Origin of the sequence: Pseudoalteromonas sp. MMG006, assembly GCF_018101025.1 — a bacterium.
Taxonomy (GTDB): Bacteria; Pseudomonadota; Gammaproteobacteria; order Enterobacterales; family Alteromonadaceae; genus Pseudoalteromonas.
This window is the reverse complement of the sequence record NZ_JAGJEJ010000018.1, coordinates 1-26,679: the sequence shown is the minus strand read 5'-3', so window position 1 is coordinate 26,679 and position 26,679 is coordinate 1. Positions and strand designations below refer to the sequence as shown.

At 39.3% G+C, this 26,679-nt stretch carries 22 protein-coding genes; 14 read left to right on the top strand and 8 right to left on the bottom strand.

The features are described 5' to 3' along the window. Positions 1–23 precede the first annotated feature (23 nt). From J8L73_RS15365 to J8L73_RS15345, 5 genes are read right to left on the bottom strand one after another with little or no spacing between them, the layout of a single operon-like run. Complete coding sequence (locus tag J8L73_RS15365; RefSeq protein WP_211018375.1) at positions 24–467, bottom strand: DUF2069 domain-containing protein; 444 nt, start codon at positions 465–467, stop codon at positions 24–26. Next, a complete protein-coding gene (wrbA, locus tag J8L73_RS15360) occupies positions 464–1,018 on the bottom strand; it encodes an NAD(P)H:quinone oxidoreductase (protein ID WP_211018373.1) in 555 nt (184 codons plus the stop codon). Before wrbA ends, J8L73_RS15365 begins: the two co-directional genes overlap by 4 nt. Continuing rightward, a complete protein-coding gene (gene arsC, locus J8L73_RS15355) occupies positions 1,018–1,365 on the bottom strand; it encodes an arsenate reductase (glutaredoxin) (protein WP_211001659.1) in 348 nt (115 codons plus the stop codon). The genes wrbA and arsC overlap by 1 nt, the downstream gene beginning before the upstream one ends. A gap of 53 nt (positions 1,366–1,418) precedes the next feature. Beyond that, on the bottom strand, positions 1,419–2,876 hold the full coding sequence (locus J8L73_RS15350) for a M48 family metalloprotease (RefSeq protein WP_211001660.1): 1,458 nt from the start codon (positions 2,874–2,876) through the stop codon (positions 1,419–1,421). Between the two features lies 1 nt (position 2,877). Continuing rightward, positions 2,878–3,543, bottom strand: coding sequence for a hypothetical protein (locus J8L73_RS15345; RefSeq protein WP_211018371.1), 666 nt, complete (start codon positions 3,541–3,543; stop codon positions 2,878–2,880). Between the two features lie 146 nt (positions 3,544–3,689). Between J8L73_RS15345 and J8L73_RS15340 the strand changes: the two genes are divergently transcribed. The 11 genes from J8L73_RS15340 to J8L73_RS15290 all read left to right on the top strand — a co-directional run bounded on the left by J8L73_RS15340 (position 3,690) and on the right by J8L73_RS15290 (position 18,769). Next, the gene (locus tag J8L73_RS15340) at positions 3,690–3,908 is read left to right on the top strand and encodes a sulfurtransferase TusA family protein (protein WP_211001662.1); all 219 of its coding nucleotides are present in this window, start codon (positions 3,690–3,692) and stop codon (positions 3,906–3,908) included. Beyond that, positions 3,901–4,977, top strand: a complete 1,077-nt coding sequence (locus J8L73_RS15335) for an AI-2E family transporter (protein WP_211018370.1) — start codon at positions 3,901–3,903, stop codon at positions 4,975–4,977. The genes J8L73_RS15340 and J8L73_RS15335 overlap by 8 nt, the downstream gene beginning before the upstream one ends. A 136-nt stretch (positions 4,978–5,113) precedes the next feature. After that, on the top strand, positions 5,114–7,369 hold the full coding sequence (locus tag J8L73_RS15330) for an aminotransferase class V-fold PLP-dependent enzyme (RefSeq protein ID WP_211018368.1): 2,256 nt from the start codon (positions 5,114–5,116) through the stop codon (positions 7,367–7,369). Between the two features lie 353 nt (positions 7,370–7,722). After that, complete coding sequence (gene pgi, locus J8L73_RS15325) at positions 7,723–9,369, top strand: glucose-6-phosphate isomerase (RefSeq protein WP_211018366.1); 1,647 nt, start codon at positions 7,723–7,725, stop codon at positions 9,367–9,369. A gap of 264 nt (positions 9,370–9,633) precedes the next feature. Next, on the top strand, positions 9,634–11,106 hold the full coding sequence (gene zwf / locus J8L73_RS15320; protein ID WP_211018364.1) for a glucose-6-phosphate dehydrogenase: 1,473 nt from the start codon (positions 9,634–9,636) through the stop codon (positions 11,104–11,106). Positions 11,107–11,108: 2 nt separating this feature from the next. Beyond that, entirely contained in the window at positions 11,109–11,819 is a 711-nt protein-coding gene (pgl, locus tag J8L73_RS15315) for a 6-phosphogluconolactonase (RefSeq protein ID WP_211018362.1), read from the top strand. A gap of 337 nt (positions 11,820–12,156) precedes the next feature. Next, positions 12,157–12,861 (top strand): SapC family protein, encoded by a 705-nt coding sequence (locus J8L73_RS15310; protein WP_211001668.1) that lies wholly within the window; start codon positions 12,157–12,159, stop codon positions 12,859–12,861. Between the two features lie 127 nt (positions 12,862–12,988). Further along, positions 12,989–14,023, top strand: a complete 1,035-nt coding sequence (locus J8L73_RS15305) for an isoaspartyl peptidase/L-asparaginase (protein ID WP_211018360.1) — start codon at positions 12,989–12,991, stop codon at positions 14,021–14,023. A 96-nt stretch (positions 14,024–14,119) separates the two neighbouring features. Continuing rightward, a complete protein-coding gene (hrpA, locus tag J8L73_RS15300; protein WP_211018358.1) occupies positions 14,120–18,007 on the top strand; it encodes an ATP-dependent RNA helicase HrpA in 3,888 nt (1,295 codons plus the stop codon). Between the two features lie 75 nt (positions 18,008–18,082). After that, a complete protein-coding gene (locus J8L73_RS15295) occupies positions 18,083–18,463 on the top strand; it encodes a response regulator (RefSeq protein ID WP_211001671.1) in 381 nt (126 codons plus the stop codon). A gap of 9 nt (positions 18,464–18,472) precedes the next feature. Continuing rightward, positions 18,473–18,769 (top strand): PilZ domain-containing protein, encoded by a 297-nt coding sequence (locus J8L73_RS15290; protein WP_211001672.1) that lies wholly within the window; start codon positions 18,473–18,475, stop codon positions 18,767–18,769. Positions 18,770–18,852: 83 nt separating this feature from the next. On the opposite strand, the gene J8L73_RS15285 is transcribed toward J8L73_RS15290, so the two are convergent. Continuing rightward, complete coding sequence (locus J8L73_RS15285) at positions 18,853–20,043, bottom strand: class I SAM-dependent methyltransferase (protein ID WP_211018357.1); 1,191 nt, start codon at positions 20,041–20,043, stop codon at positions 18,853–18,855. 139 nt (positions 20,044–20,182) lie between these two features. On the opposite strand from J8L73_RS15285, the gene J8L73_RS15280 reads away from it, so the two are divergent. Together J8L73_RS15280 and J8L73_RS15275 are read left to right on the top strand one after the other, a co-directional pair. Further along, positions 20,183–20,839: an HD domain-containing protein gene (locus J8L73_RS15280; protein WP_211018434.1), complete on the top strand. Its 657-nt coding sequence runs from the start codon at positions 20,183–20,185 to the stop codon at positions 20,837–20,839. A 1-nt stretch (position 20,840) separates the two neighbouring features. Beyond that, positions 20,841–21,272: a VOC family protein gene (locus J8L73_RS15275; protein ID WP_211001674.1), complete on the top strand. Its 432-nt coding sequence runs from the start codon at positions 20,841–20,843 to the stop codon at positions 21,270–21,272. Here the strand turns inward: J8L73_RS15275 and J8L73_RS15270 are convergent. Together J8L73_RS15270 and J8L73_RS15265 are read right to left on the bottom strand one after the other, a co-directional pair. Beyond that, complete coding sequence (locus J8L73_RS15270; RefSeq protein WP_211001675.1) at positions 21,269–22,264, bottom strand: two-component system response regulator; 996 nt, start codon at positions 22,262–22,264, stop codon at positions 21,269–21,271. The two genes, J8L73_RS15275 and J8L73_RS15270, sit on opposite strands and share 4 nt — an antisense overlap. 17 nt (positions 22,265–22,281) lie before the next feature. Further along, on the bottom strand, positions 22,282–25,602 hold the full coding sequence (locus tag J8L73_RS15265; protein ID WP_211018355.1) for an MHYT domain-containing protein: 3,321 nt from the start codon (positions 25,600–25,602) through the stop codon (positions 22,282–22,284). A 311-nt stretch (positions 25,603–25,913) separates the two neighbouring features. Here J8L73_RS15265 and J8L73_RS15260 point away from each other — a divergent pair, with 311 nt between their 5' ends. After that, positions 25,914–26,612, top strand: coding sequence for a SprT family zinc-dependent metalloprotease (locus tag J8L73_RS15260; RefSeq protein WP_211018353.1), 699 nt, complete (start codon positions 25,914–25,916; stop codon positions 26,610–26,612). The last annotated feature ends 67 nt before the right edge of the window (positions 26,613–26,679 follow it).

Here is a 26,679-nt window from a genome sequence, read left to right as displayed (position 1 = left end):
GGAGTTGGTATAATATTTAAGCGTTATTTACCGTGCTCGTTTGCGGCTTTTTCTTCAGCAAGCTCTTCTTTAAGTTTACGAATTTTTAAACCCTGCTCTTGCCCGCGATGCCTTGCATAGTATGTACAGCCAATAAACATAGACGATGCGAATATAAGCTCTAATAACACCCATATAAGCTCATCAGGCGCTGCCCAAAGCATGGTTAACCCGTGAATGAAGTAAAGCATCACAATAAAGTTTGCCCACGCATAGGTGTAGGTGTTGTCTTTAATTATGCCTCTTAGTGGCAGTAACAACGGGATGATAGGCGCAAATATTGACGCTAAACTCGCATTGCCATTTAAAGGCGGAATGCAATACATCCACACTGGAAGTAAAATCAATAAGCCTACATAACCAAATAGTGCGGCGCGCTGAAATTTTATAGTTATTGGCTTTTTAGCTGGAGTGTCAGCGGTGTTCATTTTAGTTTTCTCGCAATGTGAGTAAGGCGTTTACCAACGCTTTGGCATATTTTAATTTCGTCTTTACTTAACTGTGTGCTATTGGCGCTTCCGGCTACATGCGTTGCACCATAAGGGGTTCCACCTGTTTGAGTAGCTAATAATTCGGGTACATCGTAGGGTACGCCAAGTAGCATCATACCGTGGTGTAAAAGTGGTAAAGACAAGTTAAGTAGTGTGGCTTCATTGCCGCCATGCATACTGCTTGATGACGAAAACACACAAGCAGGCTTGTCTATTAGTTGCCCTTTTAGCCATAGATCACTGGTGGTTTCCCAAAAGCTTTTAGCCTGGGAGGCCATCATGCCAAATCGTGTGGGCGTACCAAAAGCAAGGCCGTCGCAATTTATTAGTTCATCTTTTGAAATAACAATGTCGTGCGGATTTTTAGCAACAAAAGTACGTAGTAAGGCCGTTGCGCCTTGTTGCTCAATGGACTCAGCTATTTCGTGAGCCATAGCCTCTACAGAGCCATGGCTTGAGTGGTAAAGCACCACAATGGTTTCGCTCATTATAAAACGCTTAATACATTTTCTGGTGGGCGACCAATAGCTGCTTTATTGTTATTAACTACAATAGGGCGCTCAATTAGCTTTGGATTTTGTACCATGGCATCGGTTAAAGCTTGCTCGCTGTTTTCTTCTTTTAAGTTAAGCGCCTTATAAGCGTCTTCTTTAGTGCGCATAAGCTTACGAACGGAATCAAAACCAAGCTGGCTTACAAGGGTTGTAATTTGCTCATGTGTAAGAGGTGTTTTTAAATACTCAACAATATTTGGCTCTACATTGTTATTTTGTAATAGGGCAAGTGTTTCGCGTGATTTAGAACAACGAGGATTATGATAAATAGTAACAGACATAAAATGTATCCAAAGTGTGAATTGCCTCTATTTTAGGGCAAGCGCTTGCAGACTTAAAGTCTTGCAAGCTCTTTTTGTAAACGTCGGTATTGGGTAAGTAGTGCTTTTAAGCGTTGTTGCTTAACAAGTTCTGTTGGCTCTACAAAATTAAGTGCTTTTTGTACTTCGTCTGCGGCCTTTATATATGCGCCGTATTGCGATAGTACATCAGCATTTGCCTCATGATAGGCAGCAAGCTTGTCTTGTTTTTTATACGCATCAGCAAGTAATTGTTTACCTAAGTTATGATCTGGTTTTTCTAGTAAAAAACTTTTAAGTATATTTTCTGCCAGCTTGTATTGCTCAGCTTCAAGTGCTGCATTGGCGTAGTTTAGCGTAATAACCTGATTATTAGGGCGGTATTGGTTTAAATCGGCTAAAAATTTAACGGCTTCATCAGCCTTTTTTTGCGCTATAAGTAAATCTGTGTGGGTGTCGATATAAAATAAGTTTTTAGGGTCGTTTTTTAATAACTTATCAAGAATTGGCGCTGCTTCGTCTAACTTATCTTGATCGAGTAGGCTAATAGCTAAACCATACTTAAGGGCAATGTTACTGTAGTTATTTTCGCGTAATAGTTTTCTAAATAAATCTTCGGCTTGTTCTGGTTTGTTATCGTAGCGGGCAAGTACGCGACTTTTAGCTAAATTAAACTCAAGGCTTGGGTTTATATGACGTTGAGGATATTGCTCGGCGCGTAAACGCACATCAGATACACGGCTTTCAGGCAGTGGATGAGTAAGTAAAAACGCGGGTGGCTTATATTTGTAACGAATTTGTGCAGCGAGCTTTGTTAAAAACTCACTCGAGGCGCGTGCGTCAAAGCCTGCGTTGTTAAGTGTTTGCATACCAATACGGTCGGCTTCTTGCTCGGCAGAGCGGCTATGTGTTAACTGGCTAAATGCAGATTGTGTTTGGCTTGCTGAAATAATAGCAATACCCGCATCTGGCGCTACAACGGTTGCTAAGATACCGGCGATCATTCCGGCTATTGTCATCGCGCTATTGTCTTGTTGTTGCTGAATTCTACGCGCTAAATGGCGCTGTGTTACGTGAGCAATCTCGTGGCCAAGTACTGATGCAAATTGGCTTTCGTTATCGGCTTGCGCTATCAGTCCTGTGTGCACACCTACATGTCCGCCATAAAACGCAAAGGCATTTATTTCTGAGTTATTAATCCAAAAAAACGAAAACGGAAAACGTACATCATTAGCATTTGCTACTAGTTTTCTGCCGATAGTTGTTAGGTATTCGTCAAGCACAGGATCGTTTATAACAGGTGATGAACCGCGTATCTGCATCATCATGACTTCGCCAATGGCTTGCTCTTTTTCAAGTGGCAGGACTTGTAATGCGGAGGTTCCTAAATCAGGAAGTGTAAAGTTAGTCTGCGCCTTTAATGGTTCACTCACTAATAAGCTAAATGTTAGTGCGGCGCTACATAAAGTGATAAATGCTGATTTTAGCTGCATTTTATTCCTTGTTTAATGGTTCGCCAATGGCTATTTTGGCAATATCTATTTCGTCACTGCTTGCGCGGCTGTCTTTTTCGCACAATTGGTAGAGTTCTTTTATTGTGACTCCGTCAAGCTTTACAACGTTCAATTCGCGCTGTAAAAAAGTAATAATTTTATGTACTACTTTGTGCGCATGTAAAATAAGTGCTTTATCGGCTTTATCTCCACGTTCAAAATAAAAGCCAATAAACTTATGAAGCTGGTTTATTCTTATTAAGTTTTTCATCGAATGTGGATCCCACACTCTAAATTCCATAAAACGGTTGTCTTTGATGTATTGATCAACAATAACATCTTTTGCATAAGGTTGAGCCCACAGCTCAAAACCTCTGTCGGTAAATACTTGGTGCAGTGCTATGCGTGGTTTATGTTTTGTATGTATTTCACCAAAGTTATCTTCGTAGCCATCTAGTAAGTCTAAGTTCCAGTTGCGTTTATCGAGTAAGCTTTTTACTGCGTTATCAAATCCGTGTTCTAACACACCTTCTGATTCACTAACCGAAGATGCCACTAAATGATAAAAAGGAGGCAGCTCGCCCCAGTTAATCTGTTTTTTAAACCAATTAATCTCTTTGAGTGTTGGATTACTTGGTAGATGCGCTTTATTATGCGTTCCAGACATTAACTTATCCTTACTGCTAACTATTTCACAAGGATAAACTATTGCATGATTTGTTTTAAGAAAAAGTTACAGCTGTTCATGCTTTATAAGTATATTGACCGACAATATGCGACTTATTATTCATTTACTATGCGAGTAAAGCCGTTATGTTAGAGCGTGATTTAAAACCGTTTAAATGTCCGCAGCAGTTTGTGCAGTTTAAACTTGCCTTAAAAAATGCACAGTCATCAAAACAGCGTATTCGTTTTAGTGTAAACAAAGACGAAAGTGCACATGACATAGAGCGCTTTTTGCAAAAAAATGCTTATCGTTACAACTATGATAGACAACAAGGGTTGTTATTAGTGGAGCCATTACATGTTTGAATACGTAAAAGAATGGTACGAAAGGAAGTTCTCGGATCCTCATTCGGTTACTTTATTATTTTTATTATTAGCCTCGGTAGCCTTACTTTATTTTTTTGGTTCGTTAATCGTGCCGGTTTTAGTGGCACTGGTAATTGCTTATTTACTTGATTGGCCGGTAGTGCATTTAGAGCGCTTTGGTGTAAAACGTTTTGGTGCTACGGTCATTGTAATGCTAATTTTTATAAGCATTATGCTTACCCTTATTTTGGTTATTGGCCCTGTACTTTGGAAACAAACCAGTAATTTAGTACAAGAAACCCCGCACATGCTAGAGCAAGGTAAGTTGTATTTAATTGCACTGCCTGAGCAATACCCAAGTTTAATTAATATTGAACAGGTGCAAGCGATAGTCGCAACTGTTGAGGACAAAATTATTGAGTTTGGCCAAGTGGTTTTATCGTTTTCGCTTACGTCGTTAAAAGATGTGGTGGCATGGCTTATCTACTTAGTACTTGTGCCGCTACTTGTGTTTTTTATGCTTAAAGATAAGTTAGAGCTAACAGGTAGCGCTGCTAAACTTATACCGCAGCAACGGCGCTTAATTTTGCAGGTATGGAATGAAATGAACCAGCAAATAATGAATTACATTCGCGGTAAAGTGTTTGAAATTTTAATTGTTGGCGGCGTTTCGTTCATCGCTTTTACTGTTTTAGAGCTTCGTTATGCGGCGCTTTTAGGCGTACTGGTTGGCTTTTCGGTATTAATTCCTTTTATAGGCGCAGCACTTGTTACTATTCCGGTTGCCGCTGTGGCGTTATTTCAATTTGGCCTTGAAACGCAGTTTTGGACCATTTTAATAATTTACGGAATCATCCAGGCACTTGATGGCAATGTATTAGTGCCGCTGTTGTTTTCGGAAGCGGTTGACTTAAACCCCGTGTTTATAATTGTGGCAGTGTTATTTTTTGGTGGCCTGTGGGGTTTTTGGGGGGTGTTTTTTGCCATTCCATTAGCATCGCTTGTAAAAGCATTAATAAATGCGTGGTCATCAACACATGAAGAAATAACTAAAGAGTTGGCAGAGTAACGCTACAAACAAATTTTTAGTATAAAAAAGAATAGTAAACGCACCTAAGTTGCTAAAGAGTTATTACTCATTACCACTAAATTTATGTACTATTGGTAATAAGATATATTTTTTAGTAATAAAGGTGCGTTTTTTAATGTCTGAGTTTTTATTGCCCGATGAACCACTAAAACAAGTTTACCTTGATGCGAATGCAACAACACCAGTGTTGCCATGCATTGCCGATGTGGTGTCCCATACTATGCAAATATGTTTTGGTAATCCTTCTAGCCCACATATTAGTGGTATTCAAGCTAAACACTTATTGGAACAAACACGCGATAAAGCGCGCACCGTTATTGGTGCTAAAAACGGCGACATTTTGTTTACCTCTGGTGCTACAGAGGGCATTCAAACGGCGGTAGTTTCTACGCTTATTAATGCTAAAAAACACACGATTAAAAACCCAGTGTTACTTTATGGCGCTACAGAGCACAAAGCTGTGCCAAATACATTAAAGCATTGGAATAACGTACTTGAAATAAACGCCCAAGTGCTTGCTATCCCCGTTGATAGTAACGGTATTTTAGATTTAGATTTTATTGCAAAGCATATTAATAACGCATTGATGATCTGCACAATGGCGGTTAATAACGAAACTGGCGTGTATCAAGATTTAGCGGCAATAGAGCAAGTAATTCGCATCCGTAACAAAAATGTATCGTGGATGGTTGATTGCGTTCAATCACTTGGTAAGCAAGCGCTTGCGCTTAGCGATACAACGATAGATTACGCGCCGTTTTCAGGGCATAAACTTTATGCCCCCAAAGGGATTGGTTTACTTTATATTAAAAAAGGCAGTGCTTACACGCCATTTATAGCCGGTGGCGGACAAGAAAGCGGTATGCGTTCAGGTACAGAAAACCTGCCAGGTATTGCAGGTTTAAATAAGCTTTTTAGCTTATTACTTGATAAAACAGATGATACCTTTAAGTCATTAGAGACATTAAATAGCTATCGCAGTGAGTTACACGAAGCATTAAAAAATACATTTGGCGATATTACGTTTAACCATCGTTTTGAGCATTCAGTACCAACAACATTAAACTTTGCTGTAAACGATTTAACGTCAAAAGAAGTAATTGATTTGTTTGACGCGGCTGGCATTCGTGTTAGTGGCGGGTCTGCGTGTAGTACAGGTGCTGCGCAAAGCTTTGTACTTGATGCAATGGGCGCAAGTAAATGGCAAAGCGAAAATGCAATTAGGCTCTCGTTTGGCCCAGCTGCCACGCAGCAAGATATAACTCATGCTTGTGAGCGTATTCGTGCTTTAAAACAAATACTGCAAGCAAACTGTTTAATCGTATCTGACAGCACTACACCACAACAAGAAGTGTGCGCACTGGGGTTAACTCAATTTAGGCATCAGGGCGCGTGTAGCTGGTTGTATGTGAGCGATGATAAACATGCAGTTATTATAGACCCAATTATAGAGCTAATTCCCCGATTTGAAAAAATAGCGAATACGCAAAACTTAAAGGTAGCAGCGGTACTTAACACTCATAATCATCAAGAGCGAGAGTCTGCAACACAGCTATTAACCAGTGTATTAGCATCTAGGCTTGTGAATCGTGAGGTTGATGCACTTGGTTGGCCTATTGATCTGGCTAAAATCAATTTAGCAAATGACGTGCTTGAAAAAGTAGCGACACCAGGACACAGCGAAGATAGCGTTAGTTATTTATTAAAAAATAGCGCGGGTGAAACGCAATACTGTTTTTGTGGCGATTTAATACTACCTGCGGGGCTTGGTAACACATCGCTCAAAGGGGGCGATGCTAAAGTAATGGCGCAGTCTATTTTAACATTAAGCATGCAGCTTACAGGCAGCAGTATTATTTGCTCTGGGCATGACTATCAGCAGTGTTTTGCTATGAACTGGGCTGTTCAGCAAAAGCAAACGCCTTTATTAAAAGCTTTAAACAATGGCGAGATTACAATCGATAAGTTTGCAGTGCAAAAGCAGCAATACGATGTACAAAAACAAGTTAGTAACACTCAGTTGTGTGGTTATGTAAATGCGCTGCCAAAAATTGACACACAACAGCTAAGTTTTGACGATGCAAAAGTAATGCTTGGCACTGATAACACTTATTTAATTGATACACGAGAACCATATGAGCATGGCGCTACTAATGTAGCTCAGTTATTTAATACTCCAAACGTAAACACATTAAATATACCACTTAGCAGAATGGCTAATGCGGTATTTGAAGGGCAGCTTAGTAAAAACAATAGTTATATTTTATTGTGTCGAAGCGGAAACCGCTCAAAAATAGCGGCTAATAATTTAATGCAGCTAGGGTATAAAACCGTTTATAACTTAAATGGTGGCTTGGCACTGAGTAATTAACAGCAGCGGTTAATAATAAGTCGGCTTTAAGGCCGACTTTTTTATTTATGCATACTTATTAGATAAATATACAAACACTCGTTAAAAGTCATTAATATTTCATTTTTTGGGTTTAAGCTATATCAGTGCCTTTAAAATTAAGGGACAATTAATTTATAAAATTTTTATGATACCGGTGTCAAAAGCTAAAAATTGCGTTATCATCTGCATCTAAAATTATAAAAACAGCACTTTTTTTGCATTTTTAGTTATGCTATCGACATTTAAATTTAGTATAAAAAACAGTGTGAGAGTTTTGCTTTTATAAAAAGCATTTTTAAATCAATTGATTGAAAGAATTAGAGGGTACTTACATGTCTAACCGAACGCAATTAGCAAGTTGGCAAGCATTAGAGCAAGATGCTGCAAAGATGAAACAAACACATCTTAAGACGTTATTTGCACAAGATGACACACGTTTCTCTCAATTTTCGACTCAAATACCAGGCGTATTATTCGACTATTCAAAGCAGCTAATTGATAACAGTGTTTTTGCCAACTTAATGTCACTTGCTAAAGAGTGTGATATTGCCTCATGGCGCGATAAAATGTTTAGCGGCGAAAAGATAAATATCACTGAAGGTCGTTCAGTGCTTCATACCGCATTACGTAATCGTGCGCATACATCGTTAGTGGTTGATGGCGAAAACGTGACACAAGCTGTAGATAATGAACTGGCAAAAATTAAAGTATTTGTTGAAAAAGTACGTAGTGGCGAGTGGTTAGGTTACACCGGTAAACCAGTAAAAGATGTGGTAAGTATCGGTGTTGGTGGCTCAAACTTGGGGCCGCAAATGGCAACCGAGGCACTGAAAGCGTTGGCTGATGACACGTTAAATGTGCATTACGTATCAAACGCAGATGGCGTACAAATTTCATCGGTATTAAAGGCAATTGACCCTGAAACAACATTGTTTGTTATTTCGTCAAAAACATTTACTACCTCAGAAACCATGACAAATGCTAAAACAGCCGTTGATTGGTTTTTACAAACAGCAAAAGATGACACTATTATTGCGAAGCACTTTGTTGCGGTAAGCACAAATTTAGAAAAAACAGCCGCTTTTGGTATCGCGGATGAAAACGTATTCACTATGTGGGATTGGGTTGGCGGTCGCTTTTCACTGTGGAGTGCGATAGGCTTACCCATTGCTTTATATTTAGGTTATGACGCGTTTGAAGCTATTTTAGAAGGTGCGTTTGAAGTAGATGAGCACTTTAAAACAGCTCCTTTTGAACAAAATATACCACTTATTATGGCATTGCTTAGTGTTTGGAATACCAGCTTTTTAGGTTATACAGCACAAGCTATTTTACCTTATGACCAAGCGCTTCATATGTTGCCTGCGTATTTACAACAAGGCGAAATGGAAAGTAATGGTAAGCATGTCAACTTTGCAGGCGAAACAGTACCATATACAACAGTGCCGATTATTTGGGGTATGACAGGCATTAACGGGCAGCACGCATTTTACCAATGCTTGCACCAAGGGAATGTAGTTGTACCTGCTGATTTTATTGCCTCAGTGAAACCACAAGTAAATGTTGATAAACACCACGATATTCTACTATCAAACTTTTTAGCGCAAACAGAAGCGATGATGAGTGGTGTAGATGCCAAACAAGTGACAGCAGATTTAAGCGCTAAGGGTAAATCGCAAGCAGAAATTGATGAACTATTAAATCATAAAATTCATAAAGGTAATCGCCCAACTACATCTATGCTGTTAGACACCGTAGATGCAAAAACAGTGGGTAGATTAATAGCCCTGTATGAACATAAAATCTTCTGCCAAGGCATAATTTTAGAAATTTGTTCGTTTGATCAATGGGGTGTTGAGTTAGGTAAAGGCCTAGCCTCTAAGATTGAAAGTGAACTGACTGATAATAGCGTTAAACATGCTCACGACAGTTCAACAAATGGATTAATGGCGTACTACAAGCAGCATCGTACGCAGTAACAATTTAGCTTATCGCAAGATAAGCAAACCGAGTACCTTTGAACGGGTAGCGCTGGAGTTCTTAGGGTCTGTATTTTTGTGAGAGGAGATACAGGACCCCTAAGGCTCATTTAATATCGCAAACTAAAACAATAAACATCCGTACAACACAACAATTCAGCAGGCTTTTATACAATCATGCTATATAAGCCATCTAATCTAGCAATAAATAGGCATACCCGCGTTTATTTTAATGCACCGGGTATCATAACGTAGAGAGTAACTATGCTTAATCCTTTTGATATTATAATTTTTGGGGGCGGTGGTGACCTTGCGTTACGCAAATTGCTACCTGCAATGTACAGAGCATATCAAGAAGGTAACTTACCTGAAGGCTCACGTATCCTACCAACAGTGCGCGAAGAAGCCAAACGTGCTGAATACGTAGAAACAGCGCACAAAGCACTACAAGAATTTTTAAGCAAAGGCGAGTTTAACGCTAAAGACTGGAAAGCATTTTCTACATTTTTAGTGCCAGTAGTCTGTAACGTAACTGAAGCAGACGATAATTGGGACGTGCTAAAAGGTATTTTAAATGAGCACGATAGTACTAAATCTCGCGTATTTTATTTATCACTACCACCGGCTGTGTACGGCACATGTTGTGAAATACTATCAACTAAAGGCTTAATTACACCGACGTCTCGTGTCGTTGTTGAAAAGCCAATTGGTTACTGCGGCGATTCAGCTGAAGCTATTAACGGTAAAATTGCAGAGTTTTTTGATGAAGAGCAAATTTTCCGTATAGATCACTACTTAGGTAAAGAAACGGTTCAAAATTTAATGGCATTACGCTTCTCAAACTCATTGTTTGAAAATATGTGGGATGCTAAATCTATTGATAATATTCAAATTAGTTTATCTGAAACTGTAGGCCTTGAAAGCCGTGCTGGCTTTTACGATAAAGCCGGTGCATTGCGTGACATGGTACAAAACCATTTGTTACAGCTACTTTGTTTAGTGGCAATGGAATCACCGAATAAGCTTAACGCTAATAGTATTCGTAACGAAAAACTAAAAGTGTTAGAAGCACTTCGTCCGCTATTAGATGGCGATGTTGATAGCAATATTGTACGCGGCCAATACGTACCGGGTGATTTAAACGGTAAAATTGTACCGGGTTACTTAGAAGAGCTAAATGAAGGTTCAAGTAAAACAGAAACCTTTGTAGCTATTCGTGCTCACATTGATAACTGGCGTTGGGCTGGTGTTCCTTTTTACCTTCGTACAGGTAAACGCATGGCTAAGCGCTGTGCTGAGATTGTGGTTGAATACAAAAAAGTATCTCATAATATTTATGAAGATAACGTAGGTAATATTGAGCCAAACCGCCTCGTTATTCGTTTGCAACCTGAAGAGACGATTCAATTGACGCTTATGTCTAAGCGCCTTGATAATCTTGAAATGCAATTAGAGCCGGTAACAATGAATATTGAGCTTTCGCAAGCTTACAGCAACGGTTTCCACTCAGATGCATACAAGCGTTTAATGCTAGATGCGGCTGCCAATAACCCGTCGTTATTTATTCATCGTGATGAAGTACGTCAAGCTTGGAAGTGGATTGATCCAATTATTGATCGCTGGCAGGACAAAGGTAAACCTGCACTTTACCGTGCTGGTAGTTGGGGCCCTGATGATGCAGATGAATTATTAGCTGAAAACAACCATGTATGGTTTAACACCGGCGATAAGGTATAAACATGGCAACACTCGTTGAAAAGTTTTTTGATAATAAAGACGCGCTAACAGCTGAGTTATCAGCAACACTTGAACAATCATTACGTGATGGCATCAAAAATGACGGCCGTGCTGTATTAATGGTTTCTGGCGGCTCGTCACCAGCACCAGCGTACAAGCATTTATCAACGCTTGATCTTGATTGGCAAAATGTTGATGTTGCCATGGTTGATGAGCGCTGGGTTGAGCCAAGCCACGAAAAAAGTAACGAAGCGTTTATTAATAGCACGTTACTTCAAAACTACGGCAGTGCAGCAAACTTCATTACAATGAAAAACGATGCAGCAACTGCAAAAGAAGGCACACAAGTATGTGAAGCCGCTTACAGTGCTTTAAAGGCGCCATACGATGTAACTATTTTAGGTATGGGCCCCGATGGTCATACTGCGTCTTTATTTCCAAATGCAGAGGGCTTAGAGCACGGTCTAACTACTGAGCAAACTGTTTGCGCCATTAACGCAATACAAAGTGACGTAACCGGTAGTATTACTGAGCGTATGACTCTTACGTTAAATGCAATAGCAAATTCTAAAGTGGTTAAGCTACTGATAAGCGGTGAAGAGAAACTCGCAGTTTATAAGCAAGCAAAAGCAGGGGGGGAGGTAAATGATATGCCTCTTCGTGCTGTACTAAACCACCCAAGTATTAATATTGAGGTATATTGGGCACCTTAATTTAAGTGCTTTAAACTACCCAGAAAAGGCAGCTTATTTAAGCTGCCTTTTTATTTGCCTAAATTTAATACAGCGCAAAGCATAAAACTGCCATATTACTGTTAACCAATGTTAATGGTTTTGCTTTTGGTGTATAAAAAACGCTCTTTCAGTGTGTTGTTTTTAATCGTATTTTATAAGTTTTTGCTGTACGTTTTTTAGCAACGCACAGATTTAGTTATATTTTATTTTTTCATGACGGTTGTCATAAAAGTTTCCCTTCCTTTTTTACTTCAAAAGCATTAGCCTAAAGGTATTAACAATGAAACATATAAATTAAAAATAACGGAGCAGTAACATGGCGGAGCAACAAGTACAGCCTTTACACAACGAAAAACATGCCAACACTAAAATTCAAAACGGCATCAACGTAGAATTTATGAAAACTCAACATTTAGTGCCAGTAGTTGCACATGAGTTTGCACGCGTAGCAAATGAGTTCCCAATGTCATTCGTTAAAAATAACGAAGCTGGCACTTACCAAGCAGTAGCTATGTTTGGCCTAGAGCCAGGCGAAAACCTTTTTGTAGAAGACGGTAAATGGACTGCAGCATTTGCACCAATGGCAACAACTCGTTACCCACTAGGTTTAGTTAAGCACCCAGACCAAGATCAATACGGTATCGTTATCGATGAAGCAAGCTCATTGGTTGGTGAAGAAGAAGGTAATGCGTTATTTGAAAATGGTGAAGAAACTGATTACCTAAAACGTCGTAAAGAAGCGCTAGTATCGTTTATTGAGTTTTCTCAAGTAACTGAAGCGTTCACTAAATTCCTTGCTGATAAAGAACTACTAATAGCGCAAACGTTAACAGTAGATATTAAAGGCGAGAAAAAAGACATCAACGGTATTTACCTTATCGACGAGAAAAAGCTAAACGAGTTAAGCGATGCTGACTTCTTAGAGCTTCGTAAGCGCGGTTACCTAGCACCTATCTACTCTTTCTTAACGTCTACTCACCAAGTAGCACGTTTAGCGCGTTTAAAAGCTAAACAAGCTTAATTATAAATACGTTAAATTTTAAAAAGCGCCTTAGGGCGCTTTTTTTATGCCATTAAACGTACATTAGTTGAAATCTTCGTTGTAACCCTTCAGATTGTTTTAACACTTAATACAAAAAGAGATCACCATGAAAAAAACATTAGTATTATCAATTATTGCCAGTGCGTGTTTAACGCTAAGTAATAGTGCTTTGAGTGAGCAAGCACCATTTGCTATTGCGATTCATGGTGGCGCGGGAACAATTGAAAAAGCAAAATTTACGCACTCGCAAGAAAAAGCCTACAGAGCTAAATTAAGTGAAGCAGTTGAAGCCGGTTATGCGGTACTTGAAAAGGGCGGTGAGAGCTTAGATGCAATAACCACTGCGATACAAATACTCGAACAATCACCTTATTTTAATGCAGGGCGAGGTGCTGTTTATACTTACGATGGTAGCCATGAGTTAGATGCGTCAATAATGGATGGACGAAACCGTGAAGCGGGCGCTGTTGCGGGTATTAAGCACATAGAAAGTCCAATTAAGTTAGCGCGTTTGGTAATGGATAACTCAGTACATGTCATGCTTAGCGGTCAAGGTGCTGAAGAATTTGCTAAAGAGCAGGGCGTTGAGCTTATCGAAAATAATATATTTGATACTGAACATCGCTATGAGGCACTTTTAAAAGCTAAACAAAAACTAGATAAAGCCAAGGCAACTAGTAAAAATTACCAAGCGGTACATAAAACACTTCCTACTGAATATAAAATGGGCACAGTTGGCGCTGTTGCACTTGATAAACATGGTAATTTAGCTGCGGGTACATCTACGGGCGGCATGACAGCTAAACGCTTTGGCCGTATAGGTGATGCCCCCGTAATTGGTGCAGGTACATTTGCTGAAAACGAGTCGTGTGCAGTATCGGCAACGGGGCATGGGGAATACTTTATTCGATACAACGTAGCGAGTGATATCTGTGCGCGCGTTAAATTCCAAAATAAAACCATTGCACAAGCGGGTGATGAAGTTATTAATCAGGTGCTTGCCCCCATAGGTGGTACGGGCGGGGTAATTATTGTCGATGCGAAAGGCAATATTAGTTTGCCATTTAATACCTCAGGTATGTATCGCGCCAGTAAATCGAACACCCAAGCAACTTACGTGGGTATTTTTAACGACGAATAGCTTATTAAGTCTATAGTTATGCACTTTGTAGCATTAACCCAGCGCGTTTAGTTTGATACAATTAACGCTCTTTTACTAATTTTATAAGGTGTGCGGGTGGTAAACCTAGGTCAGTTGTTTGGCGAGCTAAAAACGTGCTTAAAAAAAGATCAATTTATTTTTAAAAAGCGCCTACACGGCGTAAAAAAAATAAACGATGAAAACAAACAAGCTAATGCCATTGAAAAAATAGCGGCCGATATTACCCGTAGCCAAAAAAACCGCGAAAAACGTCTTGCTGGTTTGCCTAAAGTGACTTACCCAGAGCAATTACCGGTAAGTCAGAAAAAGGATGTAATTAAAGACGCCATAGCAAACAACCAAGTTGTTATTATTGCTGGTGAAACTGGTTCAGGTAAAACAACACAAATACCAAAAATGTGTTTGGAGCTTGGCCGTGGGGTTGATGGCTTTATTGGTCATACCCAACCAAGGCGTTTAGCTGCGCGAAGTGTTGCTAATCGGATTGCTGAGGAAATGAAATGCGAACTTGGCCAACAAGTTGGTTTTAAAATTCGTTTTAGCGATCAGGTTTCTAACAACACCTATGTAAAACTGATGACCGACGGTATTTTGCTTGCTGAAATACAACATGACCGGTTTTTAAATCAATACGACACCATTATTATTGATGAAGCGCATGAGCGCAGTTTAAACATCGACTTTATTTTAGGGTATTTAAAAAACTTACTGCCAAAACGCCCTGATTTAAAAGTTATTATTACTTCTGCAACCATCGATCCTGAGCGCTTTTCAAAGCATTTTAATGATGCACCTATTATTGAAGTATCTGGTCGTACTTTCCCTGTTGATGTGCGTTACAATCCAATCTCTGATATTAAAAAAGATGAGATGGAAGCAGAGGGCGACCAGCTACAAGGTATTTTTGATGCGGTTGATGAGCTTTGCGCAGAAGGCCCCGGTGACATACTCATATTTTTAAACGGTGAGCGTGAAATACGTGATACTGCCGATGCGCTTAGTAAGCGTAATTTAAAACACACCGATGTTTTACCGCTTTATTCGCGTTTGTCTAACGCTGAACAAAACCGCATTTTTGCACCGCATTCACGTAGGCATATTATTTTAGCCACCAACGTTGCCGAAACCTCGTTAACCGTGCCGGGTATTCGTTATGTAATAGATCCAGGTACTGCGCGAATTAGCCGTTATAGCTACCGTACTAAAGTGCAGCGCTTACCTATTGAACCAGTTTCACAAGCGAGTGCAAATCAGCGTATGGGGCGTTGTGGACGTGTTGAGGCAGGTATTTGTATCCGTTTGTACTCTGAGGATGATTTTTTATCGCGCCCAGAGTTTACCGACCCTGAAATACTACGTACTAATCTAGCGTCTGTTATTTTGCAAATGTTAGCACTTGGTCTCGGTGATATGAGTGAGTTTCCGTTTGTTCAAGCACCCGATAGTCGTAATATCAACGATGGTTTAACGCTACTTGAAGAGCTACAAGCCATAAAACCTGCAAAAAATCGTGATAAAACGAGTCTCACACAATCGGGTCGAGAGCTCAGCCGTTTACCTGTGGACCCTCGTTTGGCAAAAATGGTACTGACCGCGCATAAACTCGGTGCACTTCGTGAAGTAATAATTATTGTCGCGGCGTTATCTATTCAAGATCCACGAGAACGCCCACAAGAAAAACGCGCTGCAGCAAATGAAAAACATGGCCGCTTTGACGATCCAGATTCTGACTTTATTGCATTTTTAAACCTGTGGAATTACTTAGAAGAACAGCAAAGCGAGCTGACCAATAGTCAATTTAGAAAGTTATGCCAAAAAGACTTTTTAGCCTATATGCGTCTTCGAGAGTGGCAAGACATTGTTTATCAAATTAGCACTGTATGTAATGAAATGGGCATGAAAGCCACCAGCCAAGCGGCTGATGGCGAGTTAGTGCATAAAGCGTTATTAAGCGGCATGCTAAGTCATATTGGTTTTAAAGACGAAAAACAAATTTACAAAGGTGCACGTAATAGTCAGTTCCATATTTTTCCGGGCTCAGGTTTATTTAAAAAAAGCCCTAAATGGATGATGTCGGCGGAGCTGGTAGAAACTAGTAAATTATACGCACGTACTAATGCAAAAATAGACATTACTTGGGTAGAGCCACTCGCTCAGCACTTAGTTAAACGTAGCTATTCAGAGCCACATTGGGAGAAAAAGCCAGGTGCAGTTATCGCATTTGAGCAGCAAACTCTTTATGGTTTATTAGTTGTTAATAAACGCCGCTGTGTTTATAGCAATATAGATCCAAAAGTGAGCCGTGAGCTATTTATACGCACTGCACTTGTTGAGCAAGAGCTGGGTTTAAATGAGCAGTTTTTAGCATTTAATCGTGAGCTGATAGAAGACATACAAGTGCTTGAGCATAAATCTAGACGCCGTGACATTTTAGTTGATGAGCAAACACTTTATGAGTTTTACGATAAAAAAATACCGAGAGAAATTAATAACCGTGCGGCATTTTTAAAGTGGTATAAAACTCAAAAACAGCAAAACAAACACTACTTACACATGAGCCGTGAAGAGCTTATGCAGCACGGTGCAAGTAACATTACTGAGTTTGACTACCCAGATACATGGCAACAAGACAACATTATTTTACCGCTTACTTATCATTTTGATCCGGGCCAAGCCGTTGATGGTGTTGCAGTGCAAATACCTGTTGCGCTATTAAACCAGGTACAAGAGAGTGGCTTTGATTGGCATATTCCCGCGTTTAGACACGAATTAATTAGCGGTTTGATTAAATCGCTTCCTAAATCGCTGCGTCGTAATTTTGTACCTGCACCTAATTATGCTGATGCAGTGCTCGCGGCAATTGAGCCACTACAAGGCAGCCTAATAGAGGCGCTTACTACCCGATTACTCAGAATGACGGGCGTAAGAGTAGATGCTGATGCGTGGGACTTAAGCGCACTTGCTGCGCACTTACGACTACAATTTGAGGTGCGCGATGAGCACGATAAGCTGCTTGCGCGTGGCCTTGATTTAGCTAAGCTAAAAGCGCAGCTGCAAGGTAAAGTAACCGATACGCTATCAAAAGTAGCCGACAAAGGTATTGAAAAAGCAGACTTAACACAATGGGATTTTGGCAAGTTACCCGCCTCGTACGTTAAAAAACAAAGCCAATACGAAATTAAAGCATACCCTGCGCTGGTGGATAAAAAATCAGCGGCTGCAGTTGAGTTATTTGACAGTGAAGTAAAAGCGCAGCAGGCCCATCAAAAAGGCCTGCGCCGGTTAGTTTTATTAAACGTGCCTTCGCCAATTAAGTATTTACAACAAAACTTACCCAATAAAGCCAAACTTGGTTTGTACTTTAATCCATTTGGTAAAATTGCAGATTTAATAGATGACTGTATTGCCGCTGGGGTTGATAGCTTGCTTGTTAAGCATGGCGATATTCGCGACGAAAATGCGTTTGAAGCGGTAAAAGAGCAAATACGTGGCGAGCTCGGTGATGCCGTTGTATTAATTGCCACACAAGTAGAGCAAGTACTGAGCATCGCACATAGCCTTCATAAAAAAATGAAAGGTCGCGTTGATTTAACCATGATTACTGCACATGGGGATATTAAATCCCAGCTTGAGTCGCTTATTTTTAAAGGGTTTGTAAGTGCTCATGGCGCGGATAAAATAACAGACTTGATTCGGTATTTAAAAGCGATTCAAAAGCGCTTAGAAAAACTTCCGGTAGATCCGAACAGAGATCGCTTATGTGTTTTAGAACTAGAAAAAGTAGCGCAAGAATACAAAAAACTAGTAAATAAAACACCTAAAGGATTGCCAATACCTGATGAGGTGACAGCTATCTTTTGGATGCAGCAAGAGTTACGGGTCTCGTTGTTTGCACAAACGCTAGGCACGCCTTACCCAATATCTGCAAAGCGGATTATAAATGCGATAAAAGAGATAGAATAAAACTTGCATTTTCTATTAAGCTTAGTACCTTAATAGAGGGATTTATTTTTGTTTTGAGAAGGAAGCGACATAGTTATGTCCTCATTGGTTGAACATAAAACAAAGCGGTTATTAGTGGTAGATGATGAGTATTTCAATTATGAAATGCTTAAAACAGCACTGACTTCGAAATTTGATGTAAGCTATGCAGATTCAGGGCAAAGCTGTCTTTCATCAGCTATTGCTAACCCGCCAGATATAATTTTGCTAGATGTATGTATGCCAGGTCTTGATGGCTATGATACTTGTCGAATGCTTAAACACACCCCTGAGACAAAAAATATTCCTGTTGTTATGGTATCGGGCCTTGAGTCCCAATCTGAAAAACAAGCGGGCTTTAATGCTGGTTGCGACGCGTATGTTGTAAAGCCGTTTTCTATGGGTGCTTTATTAGAAGAAATTAACACGGTTGTTTAGAGGATACTTATGTTTACTGACGATAAGCGAGATTTTAGACGTATGCAGGTAAATACGCCTGCAAGCTTGACTACTATTGAGCCAATAGCAGGGTTAAAATATACCGCAGAGTGCGTAGATTTGAGTGCTACTGGGCTATCACTACATTTGGATGATTTACTTGAGCTTGATACTTTACTGCAGGTAAATATTGAATCTACACACCCCAGTATTGCTTCGCTTAATGCTACCGCTAAGGTTATTCGTGCGAGTAAAGAAGAGGACGGCACGATTACAGCTGGATTAAAGTTTATACAATTTAATTAGTTAATCTACATACTCAATAAGTATTTAAAGTCGAGACATTAATGGATATAGATAACCCAATAATGTCTCTTTCGAAAATACGACTAGTAAACCTTACAAATTAAGCCTTTTAAGTAAAAGCCTTCAGGGTAGCTACCAGCAATAGGGTGGTCGGCTGCTTGATTTAATCGCTCCATAATTAATAGCTCTTTTCCTGCATCAATTGCTGCATCAGCCACCACTTTTTGAAACAAATTTTGCTCCATTAAGCCCGAACACGAGAACGTTAATAATGTACCGCCTGGCTTTAGTATTTGCATAGCAATCATGTTTATGTCTTTATAACCACGGCACGCACCAGTTAGCTGTGCTTTGTTGTCGGCAAATTTTGGCGGGTCCATCACAATAGTATCAAACTGCTTGCCTTCATCACGGTATTGGCGCAACAGCTTAAATACATCTTGTTTTACAAAGTCGACTTTATTTAAGTCTAAATTGTTGTGCTCTACGTTACGCTTTGCAGTATCAAGCGCTGGCTGAGATACATCAACATTTGTAACGTGAGTGCAGCCACCACGTAGCGCGTATAACGAAAATGTACCAGTGTAGCTAAAACAGTTAAGCACGGTTTTATCTTTTGAAAAACGCTCAAGGGCAGCGCGGCTGTCGCGTTGATCTAAATAAAAACCGGTTTTATGGCCTTCGATAATATCAACTTCAAGTTTTAAACCGTTTTCTTCAATAAGAACGGGCTCTTTAGGCTCGTTGCCCCACAGTACGCCTTTAATTGGTTCAAGGCCCTCTTTAGTACGTACATCTACATCTGAGCGCTCATAAATGCTAGCGCCTGGGAAAATAGCCATAAGCGCGCCGACTATTTCACCTTTGTGACGCTCAGCGCCTGCGCTAAGTAATTGGCATACCAATACGTTATCAAACTTATCTATGGTCACACCTGGTAAATAGTCAGACTCTGCGGCACACAATCTAAAGCCTGTTAAGCCGCCTTCAGAAATAACGTGTTCACGTGCATCAAGGGCTCTTCGTAAACGGCGTTCGAAAAAGTGTTGGTCTATTACTTCTTTTTCGTCAAAGCTCCATACTCGTGCTCTTATTTGAGAATGTGGGCTATAAGCAGCAGTGGCTAAAAACTTACCTTCACTATCGTGAATAGTAACTGTGTCGCCTAGACCCGGTTTACCTTTAATTTTTTTGATAGCTTTTGAAAATAACCACGGGTGCTTTCTTTTTAATGATTTTTCGCGACCAGCTTGTAGGTAAACGGCAGATGACATAGGGCTTCTCAGTAGTAATAAATAAGCGCTGTATTTTAGTCAAGCAGGGCGCAACATACAATGAATGTTTTGCATGGCGGGTATAAAGCACGGTAAAGTACGGATAAATCAGATATTAATTAGTTTTTGGAATGGTAACGTGCCCGATGTAGCTTTAAGCCCCGATTTAGAAATACTTAATTCAAAATGTAGGACGTTTATAACATCATTAGTTCATGCTGATGTTGCCCACGATATTACACATATTGAACGGGTTGTACGCGTTGCTGTACAACTATGTAAGGCTGAGCAGGCAAATATGCATGTTGTGCTACCTGCAGCGTGGATGCACGATTGCGTGGCAGTTGCTAAGAATCACCCTGATCGCGCAAAAGCCTCTACGATGGCTGCCGATAAGGCGATTGAGTTTTTAAAATCAATTAATTATGACGAGTCGCTGTTTGATGATATTCACCATGCGATTGCAGCGCATAGTTTTAGTGCCAACATTGCAATTAAAACCATAGAAGCGCAAATAGTACAAGATGCCGACAGAATGGATGCACTTGGTGCTATTGGCGTTAGTCGATGTATGAAAGTAGGGGGCTCAATAAGTCGTTTATTGTATAACCCTGATGACCCGTTTTGCCTTAACCGCGAGCCAGATGATAAAACCTATACACTAGATCACTTTTATATAAAGTTGCTACATATTGCTAAAAGTATGAATACGCCTTCGGCTAAAGCAGAGGCGCAAAGACGCACGGATTACATGCATGCTTTTTTAGAGCAGCTTAAATCTGAGATAGGGCAATAATATGAGCGCCCCTTTATTATCTGGCATAGATCACTGTCACTTAAATGTTGATTGTATAAAGGATGCGCTTGATTGGTACCAGAATGTGCTTGGCTTTAAAGTTGTAGAGGAACTCGCTTTTTGGAATGAAAATGGCAAGGGCCCGTTAACACTTGAAGATCATAATAAAACAACCCGATTAGCATTATTTGAAGGTGACGGGCGTAGTAAAGGGATTGCGTTTGCAGCTACGGGTGAGCAATTTGTAATGTGGTTACAGCATTTGGAGCAATTAAAGATAAAAACGGTATTAGCTGACCACGGTGTTACTTTTTCGATGTATTTTAAAGACGACAGTAGTAATAGTCATGAGATTACCTCTCATGACTATAAGTATATCAAGCGTATTTATAAAAATGTTGAGTTAGGCTCTCATACTGCTAAGGCTAATTAAACTAACTCTTGGTTTGCCTCTTTAATGGCAATAATATCATCGAGCTTTTCAATAAATAAATTGATCAAATTAGGATCGAAGTGACTGCCTGCTTGGGACTTCAAATGCTCAACAGTTTCTTCTACGCTCCATGCTTCTTTATAGGGGCGCTTTGATGTAAGGGCGTCAAATACATCTGCAATCGCTACAATACGCCCTTCAACTGATATTTCCTCACCCTTTATCCCATTTGGGTAACCTGTTCCATCCCATTTTTCGTGATGCTCCATAGCAAGGGTATGTGCAAGTTGTAAAAGGGGTGATGACGAATTGGCTAGAATTTGCGCACCTATTACAGCATGCTGTTTCATGTGCTCAAACTCATCGCTTGTTAAACGCCCAGGCTTTAATAAAATAGCATCGGGTATGCCAATTTTACCTACATCATGCATAGGGGCTGCTTGGCGTAACAGTTCGGCCTCAGACTCGTCCATACCTAGTGCTAAAGCAAGTACTTTGCTGTACTGGCTCATGCGGGCGATATGCTCGCCAGTGTCAGTGTCTTTGTATTCTGCAGCTCTGCCAAGACGATGTACTAAATCAACGTGGGCTTGCTTAAGTTGCTCAGCTTGAACTAACGATAAATGTGTTTTTACACGTGCTCTAACTATTGCAGGGCTAATAGGTTTAGTTATGTAATCTACAGCACCCAGTTCAAAGCCTTTAAACTCATCGCTTTCGTCACCAAGTGCAGTTACAAAAATAATTGGGATATGCGATGTTTTTGGATTGGCTTTAACTTTTTGGCATACTTCAAAGCCGTTCATATCTGGCATCATAATATCGAGTAATATTAACTTAGGAAGCTCTTTTTCAAGTAAAGCAAGTGCAGCATTGCCAGATTTAGCAAACGACATTCTGTACTGATTACCTAACACTTCACGCATTACTTTAAGATTTGCAGGCTCATCATCAACAATTAATATACGAGGCCTATCTGTGGAAAAATCCATTAATTAAATACTCATTCTTATGTTAGGTTTTTAAGTAAATGTTCAAGCTTTGTCTGTGCACTATCAAAATCAAACTCGTCAAATGCATCAACGATTTCGTTAACTTCACCTTGCAAGTTTGCTGATACGTTACGTTGTAGTTTGGCCAGCAGATCATCATTTAGTTCAGCGTTTTGGGCGTCTTGACTCAATGCTTTGCATAAGGCTTCTACTTCAGCAGTACTGAGTACGTTATCGTCTGAGCTATTTTTAACTGACTCTGGCTCAGCACATTCGTTACTAGCTAATAGCTTGGTAATCGTAGTGAGTTCATTTTTAATTGCATCTAATGTACTTATTAGCTCTTGTTGAGGTGGTTGTTGCTCTAATGTAGCTAATAATTTCATCAACGTTGTTAAGCCTAAATTGCCAGCAACACCTTTTAGTGTGTGCACTAGACTGTGTACATCTTTTATATCAGACAGCTTTTCAGTGAATAAAATTTCAAAACGTTGATTACTGTCGTTAATAAATTTAGTAATTTCCGTCAGTTGTTTGCATTTTGATCCCCAAAGCATCAAGCCTTTGTCAAAATCAATGTGCTGCGCTTGAGGGTCAATTTGAGTGATTGCTACCTCCTTAGCAACCCCTAAGCCTAGTACTTGCGCTATTTCTTGATTTAGCTGGTTTATGTCGACTGGCTTATTGGCAAAGCCATTCATTCCAGCTTTTTTAGCCGTTAATTTATCTTGTTGTAACACACTGGCTGTAAGCGCAATGATTGGGGTGTATTTTAACTGTCTTTGATTTTCAATTGTTCTGATTTTTTGTGTTGCTTGAATGCCGTCACACTCAGGCATGTGTATATCCATTAATATGACATCAAAATCTTGCTGCTCGAATACTTTAACTGCTTCAAGGCCATTAGATGCTTTGGTAATAAGGTGTTGATCGCGTGACAGTAATATTGAAAGCAACTCGGTATTTTGTTCTATATCGTCTACTACAAGTATCCTGAGTGCAGGTAGTTGCGTATGAAGGCCATCAAAAAAGTCTATTTTAGTTTCATCACCTATGCTTAACGGTAGTGAAAAATAAAAACAAGTGCCTTTACCAAGCTCACTAAATAGGTCGATATTTCCACCCATAAGCTCGACTAGTTGTTTACTTATTGTTGTACCAAGGCCTGTACCACCAAATCTTCTTGTTGTAGTTCCGTCTGCTTGTTCGAAAGGTTGAAATACAGCTTTGACACGATCTTTAGCAATACCAATACCTGTGTCTTGAACTTCAAAAAATAAGTGCTGGTTTTGTGTTGTACCCACAGTGACAGTAACAGAACCTTTTTCTGTAAATTTAATTGCGTTGCCAATTAAATTAGTAAGCACCTGCCTTAAACGATCTGGGTCGCCATAATAGGTGCTGCTTACCGATTCTTTTATTTTTAGCGTTAGATTTAAATCTTTCTTTTTAGCCTCAAGCCAAAAGGTAGAAATAATGCTGTCTATGACAGGTTTTAAGCTAAAATGAACAGGCTCTATAGTTAGTTTGCCGCGCTCTAGTTTAGCGGAGTCTAAAATTTCATTTAATAGCCTAAGTAATGAGCGTGCGGCCTTATTTACTGTTACCAAGTGCTTTTGCTGCTCTTGATTAAGCGGCGTATCCATTAATAAATCACTAAAGCCTATAATTGAGTTCATCGGCGTTCTAATTTCATGACTCATATTAGCCATAAAGGACTGTTTAGCGTGGGCGGCTTCTTCTGCCTTAAATTTAGCTTGCTCTAAATTTTCTTCGTATTCTTTGCGCTCAGTTATATCAACTATGACACCATCAATCCATTTAGGGTTACCTTGAGAATCAAAATCAATACTCCCTTTATCTAATAACCATAAAATTTTGCCATTTCTGTGTCTAATTCGATATTCAATAGAATACTGAGACTTTGTTTCAACAGCTTTAGTGACTTCATCAACGATATTTTTTTGATCTGCTTTTAAGACCAAATCATTGAATTCAATACAATGCTCTATAAACTCATTGGGGTTATAACCTGTAAGCTCACTTATATTTGGACTAATAAATAACATCGTCCAGTTGTCATCAAACCTGCACCTAAATGCCACCCCCGGCATATTATCGATAAGAGAGCGGTACTTTTGCTCTTTCTCTTCTAAACTTTTTTGTAAAGCACGCTGCTCTGTCAAATCGGTAATAAAACCAACGTATAAAGGGTTATAGCCCGGCTGATTTACTTCACCTATACCTAAGCGAATAGGAAATACTTGTCCGTCCATGTGCTTAGCATATACATCACGGTTTATGCCTATTACTTTACCTAAATCTATATTCTGAGCGTTTAGAAGATGATTATCGTGGTGCTTAGCGATGTTGTCGTCCATGAGTATTTTAACGTTTTTGCCTTGAACTTGGTGTTCTTGCCAGCCAAAAATTTTACTTGCAGCTTCATTAAAGCTTAAAATAATGCCAGTATGATCAATGGTAACAATCCCATCTATAGCGGTGCCTAAAATAGCGTTTAAACGAGATTCGTTTGCTGATTTATCTTCAAGTAGCATACGGTAGCGAACCATACCATTTATTACACCAACTACGCTCGTGATTGCTATAGTTGCAGTCGCGACTGCGATGGCGATAAAGGTTAGCCCTGCGGTTGCGTTAGCATCATCGTAAATTAGAGGTGATGTAGCTACAAAACGTGTAGCGGCCATTCCCATATAGTGCATACAAGCAACGGCACTTCCTAAAATAATAGCGCTAATTAAGTTATTTTGAAGAGGTGATAAAAAAGGTAAAAAACGCTCCAGATTAAAGCGGCTATACAGAGCTATAAAGGAAAGGGCAACAGCAATAATAATCGATAAACCAAACATTAATGGGTCATATCTAAGTAAAGGCGCAAGATCCATTGCAGCCATACCACTGTAATGCATAGTGCCAATACCAGCTCCTAGTAATACAGAAGAAATCGATAATACTTTTAAGTTACCTCTACTATTAACAAGCATCGATACAGCATACTGACACGCTACAAATGCTGGGATAAAAGACAGTAATGTAATTATTGGGTCATAATCAATATTAGTACACAGAGAAAAGGCGAGCATGCCAATAAAATGCATGCTCCAAATGCCCACAGAAAAAACAGTAGCAGCGGTCACATTAGCTAAACGCTGGTAGCTAGGAAATTGAGCTTCTTTTGCTAAGTCTATAAGCCGAGTGGTAAAAAAGGCTGCAAAAATAGCAACTAGCAACGACATTAAAACTAATAGAGGATCGTAAACGCCATTAACGATTAAGCTAGGATCTTGGTCTGTGATAAAAAAAGCTGATAGCATAATGGCTCAAAATATAATCTTTATTTATTAAGTTTAATCTAATTAATTAATAAATAAATGGTTAATTCAATGAACTGGTTAAAATAACGAATTTATTACCTTTCGTTTTCTTTTATTTATCAGCGGTTAGTTTTTTAGTCGGTGTTTTTTATTATACAGTACCTATAATAGGACTGAATTAAACTTATTGAGCTATATTTAAGTTTTTACTGTACAACCGAAGTAAATTAATGAATTGGATTAATTAAGAAAGGGTATACTTTATTTAGTTTTATTAATTGTTGGTGAGTATTCTCGTCGCAATACTATTAATGAGTATGAAAGTGTTTGAATATCAGTTAAAGAAAAGTACAAAACGTAAAACGGTTGCTATCAAAGTGCATGATAAAAAAGTGACGGTATATGCTCCTCACTTTGTAAGCAATAAACACATCGATAAATGGCTTTTTGATAAGCAGGCATGGGTCAGTGCGCAATTAACTAAGCAGCTTAATATAACTGACAACAGGCAGAAACCGCTTAAAGACAAACAAGTTTTAATATTTAATAACGTTGTAAATTTATCGTTCAAGGAAAGTGTTAAGTCTGAAGTAATAAACTCTAACGATAGTTTGCTTATTACACACTCTTCGCGTGTCAAAAATACTTTGCAAAAACACCAACAACTTCTTGAAGAATGTCTAAAAGAGCAGCTAACTGCATATATAGAAATGCGTTTAGCGTATTTTTGCCAGCAAATGGACGAAGAATTACCTACAAGTCTGAAAATAGCTATTTATAAGCGAAAATGGGGGAGTTGTAATAGCAAACGAGAGCTCACATTTAATTTGCATCTAATTGGAGCGCCTTATCATGTTATTGATTATGTGATTGTCCACGAGTTAGCGCATTTACGCCACCTAAACCACAGTACCGCTTTTTGGCAACATGTTGAGCGTTTCTTCCCAGATTATAAAGCATCATCAATATGGTTAAAGAAAAACAGTGTGAGTTTACAATGGGTATATTGAAGTTAATCTGAATATAGGAATATAGGAATATAGGAATATAGGAATATAGGAATATAGGAATATAGGA